Source organism: Paenibacillus sp. OV219 (assembly GCF_900110075.1).
Classification (GTDB): domain Bacteria; phylum Bacillota; class Bacilli; order Paenibacillales; family Paenibacillaceae; genus Paenibacillus_Z.
In genome coordinates this window covers 478,924-498,333 of record NZ_FOCJ01000003.1, presented here as the reverse complement: position 1 = coordinate 498,333, position 19,410 = coordinate 478,924, and the positions used below count along the sequence as shown (strand labels likewise).

Sequence of the window (19,410 nt, the reverse complement as noted above, 5' to 3'; positions counted from 1 at the left end):
CTTGGTGAGCCGTTACCCCACCAACTAGCTAATGCACCGCAGGCCCATCTGTAAGTGACAGCTTGCACCGTCTTTCCCAACTCAGCCATGCAGCTCAGTTGTTTATCCGGTATTAGCATCCGTTTCCGAATGTTATCCCGATCTTACAGGCAGGTTGCCTACGTGTTACTCACCCGTCCGCCGCTAAGCTATCCCCGAAGGAATAACTCCGCTCGACTTGCATGTATTAGGCACGCCGCCAGCGTTCGTCCTGAGCCAGGATCAAACTCTCCATAATAGGCGAAATGGCAGAGCCATTTGCGCCAAATGAATTTGCTTGTTAGCTCATTCAAAAAACTAGCTTCGTCAGAAACGCTTTCGCCAGATGGCGATCGTCGTTTCGACTTATTTAAAACATTGTTGAATCTGACGTGATCCATATGTTCAGTTTTCAAAGAACTTGTCCGTCACGTTTATCTCGGTGACAGGTTTACATCTTATCAGCTCTTGTCGACCATGTCAACACTTCACTTCACATTCTGTCGAATGTTGTTCGTTATTGGCGTGTGTCTCAGAAGCGACAAGAAATAATTTAACACATCCACAAGTGTGATGCAACTTGTAAAATATGACAAAGGACTGTGCCGATATCACCGTCGGTCACAGCCCTCTACATAATCTCTCTACTCACCAAGCAATCGCTGCAACTCTACTTCGTCTTCAATAACTGTCACGCCGAGATCGCGCGCTTTGGTCAGCTTACTGCCTGCGCTCTCGCCAGCAATAACGAAGTCCGTCTTCTTCGATACGCTTCCGCTAATTTTCGCGCCGACTGCCTCCAGCTTCTTCGCCGCCTCATCGCGCGTCATGCTTGAGAGCGTGCCTGTCAATACAACGGTCTTGCCGCTGAAGATACTGTCTGTACGAACTGGCGCTTGCTGCTCCGCCTCAGCCTTCACGCCAAGTGCGAGCATCCGGTCAATGCTGTCCGCCGCTACCGGGTCTCTGAAGTAGCTGTAGATACTCTCAGCTACAATGCCACCTACGTCAGGCAAGCCAACAAGCTCCTCCACAGTTGCTTCACGAATAGCGCTCAAGCTGCCATAATGGTCAGCCAGCATCTTTGTTGTCGCTTTGCCCGTATTCGGGATACCAAGTGCAAACAAGAAAGCTGCCAAGTCGCGATCCTTGGATTTATCGAGCGCTTCTAGCAGCTTCTTCGCTTTGCGATCGCCGAAACGGTCCAGATCGATCAACTGCTCATACTTAAGCGCATAGAGATCAGCTGGATCACGCACCTCGCACTCATCAAACAGCTGCTCCGCCGTCATAATGCTGAACGATTCGATATCCATCGCATCACGAGATGAGAAGTGCGTAATACGCCCGATCGTCTGCGGTTTGCAGCCGAGCTTGTTGTTGCAGAACAAGTGCGCGCCGCGAAGCTCAAGAGCAGTTCCACATGATGGGCACTCCGTCGGTGTCACGATCTCGCCGCCCGGTTCTTCGTCCACTTTGCCCAAAATTTCCGGAATAACATCGTTGGAACGGCGAATGAACACATGGGTGCCTAGAGCGAACTTCAGATTCTTCCGCTCGATATCGCCCATATTGTTGAGCGTACAGTTCTGTACCGTTACGCCGGCAAGATCGACTGCTTCAACTCGCGCCACTGGGGTAATCTTACCGGTGCGACCCACTTCCCAGGAAACCGACTCGAGAATCGTCGTCGTTTCTTCCGCCTCGAACTTAAACGCAACCGCCCAGCGCGGGAACTTATCCGTATAGCCTAGTGCTTCGCGCGTACGCATGTCGGTCAGCTTCACTACCGCACCGTCAATTAAGAAATCATGTTCGCTACGGCCGGCAGCAACGAGCTCAAGCTCCGCCTGCACTTCCTCAATTGTTGAACAGTAGACGGCAAAAGGATTCACTTTGAAGCGGTTATCTCGCAAGAACTGGAGCAGTTGCTCATGATTCTCGAAAGATACCCCTTCCGCATAGCCAATATTATAGAAGAACGCGTTCAGCTTCCGTTCTGCTGTTATGCGCGGATTCTGGTTGCGCAGTGCCCCTGCTGCCGCATTACGGGCATTCTTGAGCGGCTCTGCTGCTGACACATTGTAAGCTTCAAGAACGGACAGATTCATAATTCCTTCACCTTGAACCTCGATCAGTCCATCTGTGAACGGAATGGTAAGCGGAATGGAACGAATCGTTTTGACCTGAGCCAAAATCCCTTCGCCAACGGCACCATTGCCGCGTGTTGACGCCTGCACGAGATTGCCCCCGTCATAGGTGAGGTTGAGCGTGAGACCGTCGAACTTCAACTCAATTACATAGCTAGGATCGGGTAATGGCGTTACGTCCGGATTCTTCGCATTATAATCGGCAATCGTTTTGGCAACACGTGCATTCCATGCCAGCAAGTCCTCATTGTCCTGTGCCTTATCGAGACTCCACAGGCGAGCAAGATGACGGTGAGGCTCGAAGCCTTTCAAAATATCGCCGCCAACGCGCTGTGTCGGAGACTCCGGCAAAATAAGTCCAGTCTCCTTCTCCAGCTGAACTAGCTCATCATAGAGCTCATCCCACTGTTTATCGCCGATCGTCGGTTTATCCAGCGTGTAATAGTTATAATTATGTTCCGCAATGAGGTCCACAAGCTCGCGCATCCGCGCATTCTGTCCCGTTTCTTTGGCAGTGGCCATTGTCGTCCTCCCTCTCGCCTCTTCGTCGCTTATACTTTCGTAATCGGAGCGAAACTTGCAAGCAGCTTCTTCAGCCCGACCGGGGCCGGGAATGCAATTTGCAGTTCCTTATCATTGCCTGTACCGCGCACAGACACGATCGTGCCGACGCCCCATTTGCCGTGAGACACTTTATCGCCCGCTGCGAAATCCCCGCCACCGGTCGCACCGCCTGAACCAGCAGTAGCGCCGCCGCCAGCCGCACGTGCGGCATCCATCGGCGTGCTGACGCGAACGCCACTGCTGCTTGCTGCTGCTCCCGAACGCGCAACTGCCCCGCCGCCGCCGCTGCTACCACTGCGGAAGCCAAAGCCGTTGCCCGAGCCGGAACCGCCGCTACTACTGCTGCTACCGAAACGGCTGCCAGAGCCAAAGCCAATGCCGCCACCGCCGCTCGCACGCGCTCCGCGGCCGGTCTCCGTCTTCAACTCGTCCGGCACTTCGCGCAGGAAGCGTGACGGCATGTTCGCGCTTGTGCGACCGAACAGCGTGCGCATCCGCGCGCATGTGAGGAAGAGCCGCTTCTCCGCACGCGTAATGCCAACATAGGCGAGACGGCGCTCCTCCTCTAGCTCATCGTTATCATTGAGCGCTCGGCTGTGCGGGAATATGCCTTCCTCCATTCCGATGATAAAGACGATCGGAAACTCGAGGCCCTTAGCGCTGTGCATTGTCATGAGGACGACTGCGTCCTTCACTTCGTTCTCAGACTCATCCTTATCCATGGAGTCAATGTCAGCGATTAGCGCGAGGTCGGTCAGGAAGGAAACCAGCGATTTGTCCTCATTGCGATTCTCAAACTCCTGCGTAACAGATAGGAACTCGTCGATGTTCTCGAGGCGAGCCTTTGATTCCAGGGTATTCTCGCGGTTCAGCTCCTCGCGGTAGCCGCTCAGCTCGAGTATCTTCTCGGTCAGCTCCGTCACGGACAAGTACTCTACCATGCGCGTCAAGTTATCAATCATGTCGCGGAATTCGGTCAGCGCCGTACGAGCGCGGCCCGTCACATCGAGCCAGTCAATCTGCTCAAGCAGGGCAAAGACAGAGATGCCACGCAGTCCCGCTTCATCCGCGAGCTTCGCGACCGTCGTGTCGCCGATGCCGCGTTTAGGCACGTTAACAATCCGTTGGAAGCAAATATCGTCATCGGGGTTCGAGATCAGGCGCAAGTAAGCAAGAATGTCCTTAATCTCTTTGCGGTCGTAGAACTTTACGCCGCCGACGATTTGGTACGGAATATCAGACTTGATTAGCGTTTCCTCGATAACACGAGACTGAGCATTCGTCCGGTACAGAATCGCATGATCGCCGAACTTGCGCCCTTTGTTCACCTGTTGGCGAATCTCGCCAGTGACGAAGTAGCCCTCGTCATGCTCTGTATCCGCTTGATAGATCGTTATCGCGTCACCTTCGCCTTGATCAGTCCAAAGCTTCTTATCCTTGCGGCCGCTATTCAGCTTAATTACAGCATTAGCGGCGTTAAGGATATTCGACGTAGAGCGGTAGTTCTGCTCGAGCAGAATCGTCTTCGCTTCCGGATAGTCTTCCTCGAAGTTCAGGATATTGGTGATATCCGCTCCGCGCCAGCGGTAGATCGACTGATCGCTGTCACCGACGACGCAGATGTTATGATGCTTGCTAGCAAGCATATTGCAAAGCATATATTGCGCTCTGTTCGTATCTTGATACTCATCGACGTGAATGTAACGGAACTTGTTCTGATAGAACGCCAGCACATCCGGCTCTTCCTTGAACAGCTCGATCGTCTTCATGATGAGATCGTCAAAGTCGAGCGAGTTGTTGTTCTTCAGCCGCTTCTGGTACGCAGTGTACACTTTAGCAACGATACCGTCGAAGTAATCGCCAATCTTCAGTTCGAATTGCTCCGGCGTAATCAACTCATTTTTCGCGCCACCAAGCGCCGCCTGCACACTCTTCGGCTCGAACTTTTTCGTATCAATATTAAGATCCTTCATACAGTTGCGGATTACCGACAGCTGATCCGCCGAATCCAGAATCGAGAAATTGTTCGAAAAGCCGATTCGGCTAACATCTCTGCGCAGAATCCGCACACACATCGAGTGGAACGTCGATACCCAAATATCTTGTCCGGAATTGCCGACAAGCGCGCTCACCCGTTGCTGCATCTCTCGTGCTGCTTTATTCGTAAAGGTAATCGCCAGGACACTCCATGGCGCTACACGCTTCTTCTGGATCAAGTAAGCAATACGGTGCGTCAACACGCGTGTCTTGCCGCTTCCCGCTCCTGCCATAATGAGCAGCGGACCATCTGTCGCTTGAACGGCCGCGCGCTGCGGGGGGTTCAGCTTCTGAACAGCCTGGTCGATGCTAAATTCATTCAACATAAGGTAAATATGCTCCTTTGTTCGCATTTGTTCGCCTGTCTCTAAGTCTAGACAACCGACCGGGCAGTGTCAATTCATTCCGGCCAGTTAAGCGAAATAAAAACGGCCTCCTGTGAGCGAACTGCACGACTGATGCGATTCGCTGACGAAGCCGTTCTTCTGGTTTATTTTTGCTGGACACGACGAACTGCCTCTACAGTTGAGAGCGCCGCTTCCAAATCGTCATAAATAATATTGCCTACGATGACCGTGTGGGCCGCATCCGCCGCCGCACGAGCTTTGTCCGCGTTGTCGATGCCACCGCCGTAAAATACTCTTGCCCCTGTGACCAAGCTTCTCGCTCGCTTCACAAGCTCCATGTCGCCGAACTTCCCGCTGTATTCCATATAGATTACAGGCAGACGCATGAGCCGATCCGCCATATAAATATGCGCTGTCACGCCTTCTGCATCAAGTGACGACGTTGCACTGGTCAGCTTGGCCGCTTCCGCGTCCGCGTTCAAGATGAGATAGCCTTCTGCCGAAGTATTTTCCCACGGAATGAACGCCCCAAACTTGCGCAAAGCTTGAATTTGCCGTCCAGCCATCCACTCTGCCTTATCGGTATTCAGCACGAGCGGTATAAAGTAATGATCGAAGCCCGGTACGGCCGCCTCTTCATTCGATACTTCCAGAGCGCACGGCACTTCATACCGACGAATGCGCGACATTAAGTCCACCGTGTTATCGAACGTGACGCCGCTCGAGCCCCCTACTATGATAGCATCCGTGCCAGACATACAGATCGCATCGAGCCGTTCGTCGCTAATCTCGCGGTCCGGGTCGAGCTTGAACAGATGCCGCCACTCCTTAAATATTGCCGATTGCAATTCCATAATGCCCTCCGCCTTCTAAATCTATCCTTCACACCCTGGACTATTGCCCAAGTGCTTCGATGCGCTGCATGACGGCAAACTCGTTCGGGTATATCATCATATATTCCGTTAAGCCAACCATGCGAAACAGCTTCTCGTAGTGCGGGGTAATCCCCCAGGCGAAAGTATGCACCCCCGCTTTGCTGCCCATGCGGGCAAGCCGGATTAATACGGCCATTCCACCGCTGTTTATGTAATCAACTTTCGTCAGGTCAAGCGTCAGGAAACGGATGCTCTTACCAAGCTCCATCTCTCCTTCGAAACCGCTCAGCAGCTTCGCTTCCGCCGATTTGCTCAAATCCCCTTCCAGTTTCAGCGCAAGGCCTCCCCGGAACTTATGTAACGCTATCGAAAACGGCTGGTCCGCCATATTCAATCTCCTTTCTGCACAGCCTGCTATGCTTCGGAATCGGGATGCAATTTTCTCATAAAATAAAGCTCCGTATAGAAGCCTCGCTCGTCCCGCCCGGTCGTCCAGTAATCCGCAAGCGTATCGATCATAACCAGCCCCCACCCGCGAGGATCCTCGGATTCCAGCTTCTTACGCATTTCATCCTCATCCCGCGATAATTTCGGGTAAAAGCCGCCGCCTTCATCGTACACCCGGCACACCATGAGCATACCGCCAATTTGTGCGATTACAGTTACATACGCATTTGGCTGCATTTTGTTGCCATGTTCAATGGCATTAATCATCGCTTCGCACACGGCGCTTTGCACATCTTCATATATATCGGAATTCGGCCATCTTTCCTTTATCCAATCGCCCACCTTGAGCGCAACGAGCCTCTCGTCACCGAGCTTGCTTCGAATGGCCCATTCGCGGGACATAAATGGATTATCGAAGGAAGCGGCAGACGCCAGTGAGCTGCGGTACTCACCGGCCAGCTCCAGTACAACGACCGTCCGGTCATCCATGCCAGAGCCGCATTCGCGATCCATTCGGACAAGCCAATTATCTACGATCTCCGTTAAGTCCTCATCAGGCTGCCATGTCGCAAGCTCTGCCTCTAGTCCGTCGAAGCTGTACATTTGCCCATCTTCATTAACGGCCTCAATTAATCCATCCGTGTACAGGAGGAAGCGGTCGCGATTGTTCAGTTGGAAACTGACCTCCTCGTATACAGCGTCCGGGGCAATACCGATTGGAAGCGAGCTGCATGCCACTGCTTGAACGCGACCATCTTGTGTAATGATATAAGGCGATAAGTGCCCAGCGCTCGCATATTGCACTTCATTTGTCGTTAGATCAATAACACCTACGCCGATGGAGACGGAGCCCTCTTCCCCCATCGCTTCGCACAGCTGCCTGTTCATTCTCGCCAGTACTTCAGACGGAATACCGTTACGCCGAATTTCCGATCGGAAAATAAGCAGTTGAGCAGACATAATAAGCGCTGCAGGCAGCCCTTTGCCAGATACATCACCAATCATGACGGCAAAACGGTTCGGACTGAGCGAAACGACGTCGAAGAAATCGCCGCCTACCTCACGGTACGACTGGCAACGCGCTGTAATTCTGTAAGCCCCAATCGTTAGATCCCCCGGAGGGAGCAGCTTCTGCTGTACATTGTAAGCCATCTTCAGTTCGCGTTCCAGCGATTCGTATTCGCGGCTGATGCGGTTCTGCAGCTCGTTGTACGCGACGGCTAGCTCGCCTGCTTCATCATGTAGAATGGCAGGCACTCCGCCTCCAGGCAAGCCTTGTCCTGCCACCAGCCCTCGAATGTCGCGGATAAGGCCGCGCAGCTCTTGTCTGAACTGCATTGTCACGTAGCTGAATAAAGCGATACTCATTATAAAATAAAACGCAGCAATTAAGCCGAGCTTGTAGGGGTCAATTGTTTCTTGCGGCCTCGCTGTCATGAACACCAGCTGCAGCAAGCTGAATATCGTCACCAGCATCGTACACGCGTAGGTTATAATAATCGGCTGTGCGATTGAAGTTCGCCCGTCAAACCGATCCGGCAGCGGCTGCAAACGCATGACTGGTCTGAATATGTGCCTCGTCGTGGTAAACAGCACAATCGCCAGCGAGATGAACAAGCTCTGTTCCCCTGCCACTTGGCCAAGCAGCTGCAACCATATGCCGCTGCCTTGAAGTTCTCCCGCGTGGTACAGGCCGGAGTACATTACGCCGATGACAGCTACGCTGATGAGCAGCTCGTATGGCATCCGATACAGCCGGTGCAGCGACTTATTCGTCAATCCCATGCAGCCCATCTTACATTGCTGATCGAGCTCCTTCATGACTGGCTTCATCCGCCAAGCCGAATATCCCGCCATCGCGATTGCCAGCAGTACGGCGAAAGCCAAATTGCCCCGCTGCGGAATACGAAGTCCGGCAGAAGTCGATGGCGCTACCAACATTGTATCCGCCTGCAAAATAATTAGTCCGCCTAGCAGTACAATGCCATAGACGAACAGCAGCCGGCTTAGCAGCATATTGCCGCTGTAGCGCGGCTTGCCGAATTTATCGCCTTGGTGGACTTGGTGAACTTGGTCCTTACCCGTCATTTCCATAGCAGTTTCCTGACGTCCTCCAGCGGCTCGCTGCCCAGCTCTTCCTTGCAAATCCGTTCCAGGCGCCGGTACCAGCCGATCGCCTCGATTCTACGTTCCCCGCGTAAGCAGTGAACGATCATTGCATGGTACGCTTCTTCCTGATCAGGACGAAGCGCGATCCAATCCGCGAGACACTGCTCTACCCGTGCCTCGTCAAGCAACTCGCCATAGTAAGCGGCAAGCCGTTTAATCATATTCGTCTGCCGATCCAACAGCTGCTCCCGCACACGCTCAAGCCAGTCTGTGTGAGGAAGCTCCGTGCCAAGCTGTCCATAGAGTACTCTGGCCTTCTCGTATAATCGACTAGCTTCTTCACGATCATCCATCCACAGCTGATCGCCGATTCTCGCCAGTGTATTGTAATCCTCCATATCATTCGCTTCAATGGTGTGCTCGGCCATACCGATAACGCCCCGCTTCGCAAAGACGATATCCTCCGGCATGCCCAACTCCTTGAGCGATGAACGTAAATCATGAAGCGTCACATACAGCTGATTGGAGCGCTTGGAATTATCGCCCTCGCCGAAAACTCGATCAATAACTTGCTCGCGGTTTGCCCGGTAGTTCGGTTGAAGGAGCAGGTAAACGAACAGTTCACCTGCCTTGCGACGCTTCCAGCTTGGCTCGAATACATGGCCATCTATCGCTGTGAAATTAATCCCGTTAAACAGCCGCACACGCCACTTTGCCGTTTCCACTTGCGCTTCGATAGCAATGTGGTTGTCGGCGAGTTCCTCGGTCACTGTCGGCGCAGCGACTTCTGCTAAACCGGCCGCAGCGAGAGAGGCTGCCAGCTGCACCGTCAGCTGTTCAATAGAAGGCGTGGTCATGAGCTTGCGCATGTGGTCCAGCTGACCGAATGCTCGCTCAGCTTGTACCAGCTGGCGATCCTGCAGCATCTGCCTGACTCTCGCACCTGCCGCATAGATGCAGCATTCGAGGTCAGCCGTTAGCGCTCGCGGCAGCTCCTGCGGCGAATCCAAAAGAATGGCTTGACTCAAGTAGGCGTAACGAGCCGGCAGCTTGCTACACAGGGACTCGTTCAGCTCAGCTGCGGTCAGCACGCGGGCGACAGCCGCGCCATGCGGATTATCAGAAGCGTGGCGCGTGAGCCAGCTCATCCACAGCTGCCGATCCGCTTGCTCGCTTGCTGAACCGTCGAACAACTTCCGTTCCAACAGCACAAAGCCCGCCCAGACCGGCTTACCCTCCTCGCGAAACCGCTCAGCCGATGCCTGGAACAAGCGATGCGCTTCAGCAGCGTACTCCACTGTCTCGCGTTCAATCGAAGCCGCTGCGCGGGCCAGTGCCCACGGCACAAAGCCGCTGCACTGCTCTGGGGTGCGGTTCCACTCCTCGGCAAGCTGAGCCATGAACGGCCCCGCTTCTTGCCGGTCGCCGACTTGCATATACAGCAAGCCGAGCATCGCCATCATTGTCAGCATCGCTGACTCATCCGCTTGCGCAGCGAAGCCGCGCAGCGCCGTTTCCAGCATCTGCTTCGTCTCGATCAAACGGCCGTGCAATAGGCCCTCCTCGCATTCTGCACGAAGCAGCAGCGGAGATTTCATTCGTATATCGGCCGGAATGGCCTGTAAAAGCAGTGTGGCGGGCATGTTTCCATCCAGTATCGCCTGCTCCGCCTTAAGCACCTCTATAAGCCAATTATCCTGCTTTAAAATCGTTATTCCATCGTTTTTCTGATTCATTGGTCATTCCTCACCATGCTTCTTTGTTAAGCTGCCATGCGATTTCCCGGCAGCCTCACGTCCAAAATAATGCTTAAGGGTATAGACATTATATGACGTTAACCTTTACTACCTATTCGCCCTCTATCTCCTAAATCCCTCCCTGTTGCAAGAAAATGCCGCGCCTGCCGCGATGAAAAAAAGAGGAGCCGAATAATCGGCCCCTCTCGTTCTGTCCATTATTTAACCAGCTGTCCTCGTGTGACGCCAAGCTGATTGATGGCTTTCAAACTGCGCCATACTTGCGTTCCGCCAATACGTCCTGCAAGCGCATCGCTGTATAAATCAATAACTTCATTCACTTTATCAGCGGTCTCTTCCAAGAATTCGATCCGGAACGATGCTATGCCCAGCTCGCCGAACTGCTTCATGTACTCCGCGCCAGACTGCTCGATCGCATTGTACACCGTATTGCGGCAGCCTTCGTCGACGCGAACCGGATGCGACATGCCGATCCGATCCTGCAGCGAGACATTATGCTCTTCACACGGACGTCCGCAGTTCGTGAAGTCTGTACCTTCGCTGAGGAAGGTACAATAGACACAGTGCTCCGTGTGGAACATCGGCAAATGCTGATGGATAACGACTTCCATCTTCGACGTTTCGCTGCGGCGCAACAAGTCGAACATTTGCTGCACATTTAAATCATATGAAGGTGTGACGAGGCTGCAGCCTGCATCCAGGAACAGATTCGCCGCCTTGTGGTTCGCAATGTTCAACGAGAAATCGCCGATCAGCTCCGGGAAGATCTCATTCGGCTTCGCAGCTCTTGCGCGCAAGTAGTAATAGAGCGCGCCTGTATTACGAACGAGCACCGCATCCGGCTTCAGCTTCAGGATGTTCGCATGGTAGCCGTTCTCATTCGGCATATGAATCCGCGGCGTTACAAGGCCGATTGACTTGCCAGCACTCCGCGCCAGCTCCATCGCGGCCGGCAGCTGCTTAATAAATTCAAAGTCGGCGTATACCATATCAACTTTATCAGACTTCACAGCGGCCTCCAGCTGAGGGAGGCTACGGCAGAGCACCGTCAGCTTCGCCTTTGCTGCATTTGATTGTTGCTGCGGCCTGGTCTCACTACCGCGAACGTCGTCGTTGATATCCACTTTATGTTTAATATAAACCGGCGGCTTCGGACGCTCGCCAGCCAATGCTTCTACCGCTTCTCGGCGCATCCGGTTCAATTCGCGCATCGGCACGATCAGATCCCCGTTCAGCTCCACTTCAAGCGACTCGAGCTGATAGACTGTACCTCCAAGACGACCGAGCTGCTCCTCCAGAATAGCTCCATCCATTGGGCGCTTCTGAGCCTGTTCGAGAGCTAGCTCGGAGCTGATCTCTACTGTATTACCTTTCTCCACATCCGTCCATACGGAATGAAGCGGCTGTCCGAGCTCGCCTGTCACTTTCACATGCAGCGGGAATACGCGGTACGGCTTCTCGGTCTCGAACGAAGCGCGCAGGCGCCGATCGAGCGCAGGATCGTTTGTCTTCCATACGCGGTCGCCGACATGTACACGGCGTAGATCTACGTCATTTCGCCCTGGAACAAGCTCAATGATAAGCCCTTCTTGCGCTTCGCCTTCCAGCTTCGTGCCTTGGCGGCGGATATCATAGATGCGGCCGCCTTCTTCCTTCTTCGTCGGGTCGCCAGCGTCGAACACAATGCCGTCGCCGCGCTTCACTGGTACTTCGATCCGGCAAACAACCGCATCGCGCAGAATCTTCTCGACACGGCCCAGATACACGCCTCGGCTCTTCGGGAAAGTCCCTTCCACGAGCATCTTGTTGTTCGTGCCATCAAGGAAGCCATGTGTAAATCCTCGCGAGAAGCTTTGCTGCAGCTCGCGCATCTCTTCCTTCGACGGCGCAGAACGGTCGCCATCGAAATATTTATCAATCGCGCGACGGTACTTGCTAACCACATTCGCGACGTATTCCGGGCTCTTTAGTCGTCCTTCAATCTTGAAGGATGTGACGCCCGCTTCAATTAGTTCAGGCACAAGCTCAACAGCAGCAAGGTCCTTCGGTGACAGTAGGTAGGTCACATCACCCATCGGCTTCTGCTCGCCGTCGACCATCAAGTCATACGGGAGACGGCATGCTTGCGCGCATTCACCGCGGTTGGCAGAACGACCGCCCCACATTTCGCTCGTCAGACACTGGCCTGAGTAGGAGACACACAGTGCGCCATGCACGAACACTTCCATCGGAAGCTTCGCCTGATCGCCGATTGTTTTAATTTGTTTGAGATTATTTTCGCGTCCAAGCACGACCCGTTCGATATCAAAAGGCTTCGTAAACTCAACCGCCTCTGGCGATGTAATCGTCATCTGCGTCGATCCGTGAATCGGAAAGTCCGGTGACATCTCACGAATCAGTTTCACGAGACCAAGATCCTGAACAATCACCGCGTCAACACCGGCGTCGATACAAGCTTCGATCAGTGCCTTGGCTTCGCCGAGCTCTTCCTCGAATACAAGAATATTAAACGTGAGGAACCCTTTCACGCCGTAGCTGTGTAGAAACGCCATAATCTCAGGCAGCTCGTCCGTATGAAAGTTATTCGCTCTAGCTCTAGCATTAAATTTCTCCACACCAAAAAAAACAGCATCGGCCCCATTCGCCACTGCCGCCCGCATACACTCCCAATCACCAGCTGGTGCCAGCAACTCGACATCTTGTCGTTTCATCATACCCATCTTCAATTAGCGCCATCCTTATCCTCGTTCACTTATTTCCCTACAGTGTACCAGAGCAGACGATCAAACGAAAGCCGCGCCACAGCACAAACGCCGCTTCTTCCCGAAATATTTCCGGGTTGAAGCGGCGCAGCGCCTTGTGAATCACTAGCTTGTGAATGTGAAGGATCCAATAACTTTCTCTACCGCAGCGCGATTGCTGTCCGTATTGTTCGCTTGAGTGATGGTATAGTAGATGACGTACGTGATTCCATTCTTTTCAAAAATGAGGTACGTTTCCGTTGTCGGAGCCGTTAGCTTATTAAAGTCCACGACGAGCTTCGTCGCTGAAATGCCGTTACCGACTGTCGCTGTCGTGGTAGATTTCACCTGTGCGCCGGCATCCTTCATATCTTCATCCGTTGTGAGGTAGTTTTTGATGTAATCAACAACATCGGTTGCTTTCTCATCTTCCCAAATATCAATCATGAAGTCGCCGTAATCCGTATAGTACTCTACGGTCGTATCTTCAAAGTCCTTGCTCTCCGCCATCCAGCTTTGTGGCAGTTCAATGGAGTAGCCATATGCCTTGCTGCTCTTCTTCACCGTCAGCTGCTCGAGCGCTTCACTATCTTCCAGTTCGCTGAAGTTACTGTCCACATATTCGGTATCGATATCGATGGAGCTAACGATTTTGTTGTAGATGGATTCGCCGTCTACTTTAACGCCTTCATTGTAATAGAACTTCAACTGGTACTTATGTTCGCCGGAAACGAAAAAGAGCTGATACTGTTTATGCCACTTTTCCTTATCGAACGAATATTCATAGCTAAGTACTTGAGCCTCCCCGTCTTTCAAGGCGACGGTCGTATCCTTTACATTGCGCAAGTAATCCGATACGAACGACTGCTCCAGCTTCTCGCGGGAACGCTTCTCCCAAGCTTGTGCCGTATCGTTATCCTCCAAAGAACTGATATTAAAGAACATCAATCCATCTTCGCTAACAAAGATCGGGTTAGGCGCGGATTCGAGACGTGTCCAATTAACCGGCATGTTCACAGTCAAACCAAAATCCTTATCAACGGTTGTTACATAACCGTCTTTCACCTTCGTGATATCCTTCAGCGTGAGATCGTTCTTCGCAAAGGAAGGTTTGAAGCTGTTCAGAATATCTTGGAGAGCATCCAGTTTATCTTTGGTCGTCGCTTGCACGCCTGTCGCCGCCATATAAATCCGGTCATTGACTTGGATGACGCGATATTCATAATACCAGCCGCTGCGTGTTTTGCTGATAATCTTCTCGAACGACAAATCACCTACTGTGATGGTCTTCTTCTCAACAGCGAACTCATCCGTGCCGAAATAATCTTCCGCAAACTCACGAAGCTCTTCACGAGAATACGCTTGATCAACATCCTCGATAAAAATGGCCACTTTACGGTCATCGGCCACCGACGCCCATTGCGTTATCATGCCATTATTGCTCTGATACGCCATTACAAAGTCCGATGGATACTTCATCGACCAGTTATAGTAGCTGTCGCCGACATAGGTTTTGCCTGCATCGGAATTAATGCCGCCTGTGTTAGTACCAGTCGAAGTGCCTGGCGCCGCCGCCATGAGTCCTTTAATCGTAATGTCATTACCATTCAGCGCAAGTGTTGCACCAAACGCCGATACGATAACACGCAGCGGCACCATCGTTACACTGTTCACAATCTTAGGCTCAGCCGTAAGGGTAATTGGCGAACCGTTAACCTTTACCGTCTTGCTGCCAATTGTAAGCACAACTGTCGTTTTGTTGTACGTCAGAGTGATGATTTTGTTATTCTCCAACTTCAGTCCTGCACCGAATGCTTTCGTAATGACGCTTAGAGGCACCATCGTTGTGCCATTCTGTTTATACGGCTTCTGAATCGTCGACGTCGTACCGTTCACAGTCAGTGTCGGACTGCCAATGGCCAATTTGATTTCTACTGATTTCGTTTCAACCGCCATATCGGAGGCTCCTGCAACTGCAGGCATAAGTGCAAATAACATACATGCCGTAATGAGTAGAGCTAACAGCTTGTTCTTCATGATGATTCTCTCTCCCTTAATCTAATAAATGTTAAATTTTCTCAGACAATGTCAGTTTCTTCGTAACGAGGTCGCCCTCAGACTGCACCATCACGTCAATTTGCTGGCCAGGCAGGTAGGCTTTCAGCAACTCGTTAACTTCAACAATCGAAGATATTTGTTTGCCGCCAATCGAGTAAATTTGGTCGCCTTCATGCAAATTCGCTTGCTTCGCGCCTGAACCCCAAACCGACTTCACTTCAAGCGGTTCTGTAGTAGGAAGACCGACGAGTGCAGACCAGCTCTCTTCCAGCTCCACACCAAGCGACGGACGCTTCACTTTGCCATACTTGAAAAATTGATTCACGACATAGCGGACGGTATCCGCCGGAATGGAGAAGCCTAAGCTCTCGACGCCTTCGCTAACAAATTTCATCGAATTGATTCCTACGACTTCGCCCTTCAAGTTAACGAGAGGACCTCCGCTATTGCCCGGATTGATCGCCGCATCCGTCTGAAGCAGCTTATAGTAGGAGGAGATCGAGCGGTTCATGCCGCTCAGGATGCCTGTCGTCGCTGTATTGCGGAGCGAGAACGACACTGGCGTCCCTATTGCAACGACTGTCTCGCCTACTTGCAGCTGAAGCGGCACTGGCGCGAATGCAGCCGGCTTCAAATTGGTTGCGTTAATCTTCACAAGCGCAAGGTCGCTTGTTTCGTCGATGTTGACACGTTTGCCCTCGTACTGCTTCCCATCCGAAGTGACGACAACGATATTATTCATGTCTTTCACGACATGCGCATTCGTTACGATCCACCCGTCTGCCTTCCAGATCACACCTGTTCCGTGCCCTAATGCAAACCGGTTGTCCCCATACTCGGCTGGCTTACCGATAATGCCGACGACTGAAGGTGATACTTTCTTCACAACGTCCGGTACTTCCGACTTAGGCGTGTAATTGTAGCTTTGTGTCTTGGCATCGTAAACTCCCGAGCCGCCGAGCGTCTTGGTAAGCGAGCTAGCCTTGACGTAAACCTCTCCGTTAATCACCTTTGCATCGAGCTTCGCAGCGCCCGAATTTCCGGCTGCTAATGCGGTCCCTGTCATGAAGAGCGCACCGGCTATGATGACTAGTACTAGACGTAAACCCTTTTGCCTCACAATGCTCCTCCATTCGACAATAGATAATTCCTATATTTTGCTAGACTAATAGGTCTACTCTACTATAACTGGGTAAATGTTACATATCAATCTATCATCGTTAAAAACTTGATTTGTCCACTTCATATGTTTTTTTGGCATTGGCCTTATTGAATCTTAACCTTGATAAATGCTCATGTTATAATAGGTAATGCTACGCGCAATACATATCCCATTTAGGAGGTAACTATACACGTATGAAACTCGGTGTATTCTCTGTACTCTTCGCCCAGAAATCATTGGAAGACGCACTCGACTACATTGCATCCAAAGGTTTGGACGCAATCGAGATCGGCACAGGTGGCTACCCTGGTAACGCACACTGCGATCCAGAAGTACTGCTTGCTGACGAGAGCAAGCTAAAAGCATTCAAGGATGCAGTTGACGCTCGCGGCTTAACAATCAGCGCGCTTAGTTGCCACGGAAACCCGCTTCACCCGCAAAAAGCAATTGCAAGCGATCATGATGCAGTCCTCCGCAATACGATTCAGCTGGCTGCTAAGCTCGGCGTACCTGTTGTAAATACATTCTCCGGTTGCCCAGGCGACCATGAGGATGCGAAATATCCGAATTGGCCGGTTGCTCCATGGCCGAACGATTTCCAAGACATTCTGAAATGGCAGTGGGAAGAGAAAGTTATTCCGTACTGGAGCGAAATCGCGAAGCTTGCAACTGAAAGCAACGTGAAGATCGGTCTTGAATTGCACGGCGGCTTCTCCGTACACAGCCCAGCAACATTGCTTCGCTTGCGTGAAGCTTGCGGCGATGCAATCGGCGCTAACCTTGATCCAAGCCACATGTGGTGGCAAGGTATTGACCCTGTACAAGCGATCCATATTCTTGGCCGCGCAGGCGCAATCCACCACTTCCATGCGAAGGATACAACAATTGATCCAATCAACGTGAATAAGCACGGCGTAACAGATATGCAGTCCTATGCACTGATGCTTGATCGCGCTTGGCAGTTCCGTACTGTCGGCTATGGTCACGACATGAAGATTTGGGCTGACATCATCAGCGCGCTTCGCCTTGTTGGCTACGACTACGTCGTCAGCATCGAGCACGAAGACGGCCTGATGTCCGTTGACGAAGGCTTCACGAAAGCTGTTCAAAACCTGCAAACCATCCTCATCAAAGAGCCGCTCGGCGAGATGTGGTGGGTATAATACCCGAATATGCGACAAACAAAAACCTCCAACCCTTATGGGTTGGAGGTTTTTGTTTGTCTCGTTGTTATGAAGCGGGAACGAACCGCTCGAACAGGTGCTCAAGAATAGCTATCGTCTGTTCGACTGTCAGCTGACCACGGGGGTCGAATTTACCTTGACCTACGCCACTCAGCAGCCCGAGCTCTACTGCCTTGTACACGTTCGGCTTTGCCCAAGCAGATATTCCGGCATCGTCTGCAAATGTTGGTACACGCTGCTGTGCTGCACCACTATCGCTCTCTTTCCCTACCGCTGATAACAAAAGTTCCTGCAGCTTGTTAACTAACCGAATCAGCAGCGAGGCTGCCTCTTGTCTGGATATCGTCTGCCATGGAGAAAAGGTCGTGGCGGATGTACCCGAGATTAGTCCGTTCTTCAGCGCTTTGCCGATATTATCATCCACGATGTCCGTAAACGGAGTTGTCATCCCCATGAGCGGCTGACCATAGATATTCTCCACGAGCGCGACTGCTGCATCTGCGAATTCAATTCGGCTCATCGCCTGCTGGTAATCGTGATCAAGCATCGAGGTGACGATTCCGTTTTCCTTTGCAGCACGATATGTACCCTCTGCCCATTTGCTTACGCGAGCAGCAGGATTCGGAGCTTCAACATGAATATTCACACTTTGCGGTATTTGAAAATAATTATTGAGCGTAATTTCGGCGTCACCTGTCTTTAACGCCTTTAGATGACCGGCACGATCCACCGACACAATCTCCGGGTGATCCGATCCGAATGCAGCACCAGAGCTCTCGAGTGCTAAGCTCCCTTGATAGGTCTTCAGCTGCAGCTGCTCGCCAACACTTAACAGCATGAAGCTGTTTCGTATTTTAATCGGCTGAACAAGTGGAAAGAACGTTGTATCGAACGATAACGATGTTTCAGATCCACCTTTATTGTAGAGCCCCTCAATCTTGACGTGGAACTGCTCATTCTCAGGGAACGAAATAATCCCTTCAGGCCGGAAAATGATACTGAACGGAATCCAATAACCGCCTGTTTCGACATTGAAGTAGCGACCCTCCATGTCCGTTTTCGTTGGATCAAAGCTCCAGCTCTTCTGATCGCTTGTACGCGTTAAGGTTACACGAATATCCGATGTGCGCGTCCGATCATACTTATCCGGATTCAGTGAGACGGACCATGCATCCTGCGGCGCAAACAACTCAGACGGGAAGTAGCCAGCGGAAGGCCAACTTACATAGGTATAGCTTACCTCACTGACTGGCCGTTCTCGGTTAAATGCATATAAGGAAGCGTACGGATAGGTGTATCCATATTTCGATGTCGTCTGAACGAACCCGAACATGGTCTTCTTCATGGTTGGATTAATGATCCAGCGGCGGTGTCCGACCCTTGAAATATTTGACGGATCACTGTCCGCCATATAGCCTAGCACATTGCTGTACAGCGTTGGGTCGCCGGCGTACAAATTGCTGCTGCTCGTACCGGCATAGCCTAGCTGGTATTGCTCTTCATCCATACCTTCAGGCTTGCTCGGCGTATGAGACAACTGTAGATTCAGTGCATTAATGAGCGCGCCTGTCTGCTCTTGCAATTCCAAGCTCATATCGAGTGTCACATCATCTGGCAGTCCTGCCGCATACCTGACGAAGTTCAGCGCTTTCAGACCATCCTGCATGTAAGCCTGCTTCAGCTTCCCTGCCTTGAACGGCGCGGTCAGACTAGGCTGCTCTTCATAGATATCCTTACCTTCCATATAGTCGAACGTGAAACCCATCGGCTTGTATTGCTGCCATTTGCTAATGATCTCTTCTTTTGACCGATTGATTGTAATGGCTTGTACGGATTGCGAATTACTCTCCGCACTTACCGATGGAACTGTAGCCGATAATAAGCCTAATAAAATGGTTACTGTTACGACTGTTCTTCTCTTCCCCATGATTTCTACATCACTCCTGCACACGTTATACATC

The 19,410-nt window shown here is 51.9% G+C and carries 11 protein-coding genes and 1 rRNA gene; 1 reads left to right on the top strand and 11 read right to left on the bottom strand.

Annotated elements, in window-relative coordinates; translation table 11 throughout:
* The 10 genes from BMY11_RS11860 to BMY11_RS11815 all read right to left on the bottom strand — a co-directional run.
* Positions 1-277 (bottom strand): 16S ribosomal RNA (locus tag BMY11_RS11860); the annotation flags it as partial.
* A 385-nt stretch (positions 278-662) separates the two neighbouring features.
* The gene (gene ligA, locus BMY11_RS11855; RefSeq protein ID WP_090575627.1) at positions 663-2,690 is read right to left on the bottom strand and encodes an NAD-dependent DNA ligase LigA; all 2,028 of its coding nucleotides are present in this window, start codon (positions 2,688-2,690) and stop codon (positions 663-665) included.
* A 29-nt stretch (positions 2,691-2,719) separates the two neighbouring features.
* Entirely contained in the window at positions 2,720-5,095 is a 2,376-nt protein-coding gene (gene pcrA, locus BMY11_RS11850) for a DNA helicase PcrA (protein WP_090575624.1), read from the bottom strand.
* Between the two features lie 164 nt (positions 5,096-5,259).
* Positions 5,260-5,970 carry a heptaprenylglyceryl phosphate synthase gene (locus BMY11_RS11845; RefSeq protein WP_090575621.1) on the bottom strand — a complete coding sequence of 237 codons (711 nt, stop codon included), beginning with the start codon at positions 5,968-5,970 and terminating at the stop codon, positions 5,260-5,262.
* Between the two features lie 40 nt (positions 5,971-6,010).
* Positions 6,011-6,379, bottom strand: a complete 369-nt coding sequence (locus BMY11_RS11840) for an STAS domain-containing protein (RefSeq protein WP_090575618.1) — start codon at positions 6,377-6,379, stop codon at positions 6,011-6,013.
* Between the two features lie 26 nt (positions 6,380-6,405).
* Positions 6,406-8,532, bottom strand: a complete 2,127-nt coding sequence (locus tag BMY11_RS11835) for an ATP-binding SpoIIE family protein phosphatase (protein WP_090575616.1) — start codon at positions 8,530-8,532, stop codon at positions 6,406-6,408.
* Entirely contained in the window at positions 8,523-10,283 is a 1,761-nt protein-coding gene (locus BMY11_RS11830) for an AfsR/SARP family transcriptional regulator (protein ID WP_090575614.1), read from the bottom strand. Before BMY11_RS11830 ends, BMY11_RS11835 begins: the two co-directional genes overlap by 10 nt.
* A gap of 218 nt (positions 10,284-10,501) precedes the next feature.
* Complete coding sequence (locus tag BMY11_RS11825) at positions 10,502-13,024, bottom strand: U32 family peptidase (protein WP_090575611.1); 2,523 nt, start codon at positions 13,022-13,024, stop codon at positions 10,502-10,504.
* Positions 13,025-13,171: 147 nt separating this feature from the next.
* Positions 13,172-15,082 (bottom strand): stalk domain-containing protein, encoded by a 1,911-nt coding sequence (locus BMY11_RS11820; RefSeq protein ID WP_090575610.1) that lies wholly within the window; start codon positions 15,080-15,082, stop codon positions 13,172-13,174.
* A 31-nt stretch (positions 15,083-15,113) separates the two neighbouring features.
* Positions 15,114-16,223, bottom strand: coding sequence for a S1C family serine protease (locus tag BMY11_RS11815; protein ID WP_256217414.1), 1,110 nt, complete (start codon positions 16,221-16,223; stop codon positions 15,114-15,116).
* Positions 16,224-16,459: 236 nt separating this feature from the next.
* On the opposite strand from BMY11_RS11815, the gene BMY11_RS11810 reads away from it, so the two are divergent.
* Positions 16,460-17,428 (top strand): sugar phosphate isomerase/epimerase family protein, encoded by a 969-nt coding sequence (locus tag BMY11_RS11810; protein WP_090575606.1) that lies wholly within the window; start codon positions 16,460-16,462, stop codon positions 17,426-17,428.
* Positions 17,429-17,495: 67 nt separating this feature from the next.
* Here the strand turns inward: BMY11_RS11810 and BMY11_RS11805 are convergent, their stop codons facing one another.
* A complete protein-coding gene (locus BMY11_RS11805) occupies positions 17,496-19,376 on the bottom strand; it encodes an S-layer homology domain-containing protein (protein WP_177182602.1) in 1,881 nt (626 codons plus the stop codon).
* Between the last annotated feature and the right edge of the window lie 34 nt (positions 19,377-19,410).

Bases quoted from the DNA above. Each gene is read 5' to 3' on its own strand.
- ligA (WP_090575627.1), bottom strand. From the start codon at position 2,690: ATGGCCACTGCCAAAGAAACGGGACAGAATGCGCGGATGCGCGAGCTT.
- pcrA (WP_090575624.1), bottom strand. From the start codon at position 5,095: ATGTTGAATGAATTTAGCATCGACCAGGCTGTTCAGAAGCTGAACCCC.
- BMY11_RS11845 (WP_090575621.1), bottom strand. From the start codon at position 5,970: ATGGAATTGCAATCGGCAATATTTAAGGAGTGGCGGCATCTGTTCAAG.
- BMY11_RS11840 (WP_090575618.1), bottom strand. From the start codon at position 6,379: ATGGCGGACCAGCCGTTTTCGATAGCGTTACATAAGTTCCGGGGAGGC.
- BMY11_RS11835 (WP_090575616.1), bottom strand. From the start codon at position 8,532: ATGGAAATGACGGGTAAGGACCAAGTTCACCAAGTCCACCAAGGCGAT.
- BMY11_RS11830 (WP_090575614.1), bottom strand. From the start codon at position 10,283: ATGAATCAGAAAAACGATGGAATAACGATTTTAAAGCAGGATAATTGG.
- BMY11_RS11825 (WP_090575611.1), bottom strand. From the start codon at position 13,024: ATGGGTATGATGAAACGACAAGATGTCGAGTTGCTGGCACCAGCTGGT.
- BMY11_RS11820 (WP_090575610.1), bottom strand. From the start codon at position 15,082: ATGAAGAACAAGCTGTTAGCTCTACTCATTACGGCATGTATGTTATTT.
- BMY11_RS11810 (WP_090575606.1), top strand. From the start codon at position 16,460: ATGAAACTCGGTGTATTCTCTGTACTCTTCGCCCAGAAATCATTGGAA.
- BMY11_RS11805 (WP_177182602.1), bottom strand. From the start codon at position 19,376: ATGGGGAAGAGAAGAACAGTCGTAACAGTAACCATTTTATTAGGCTTA.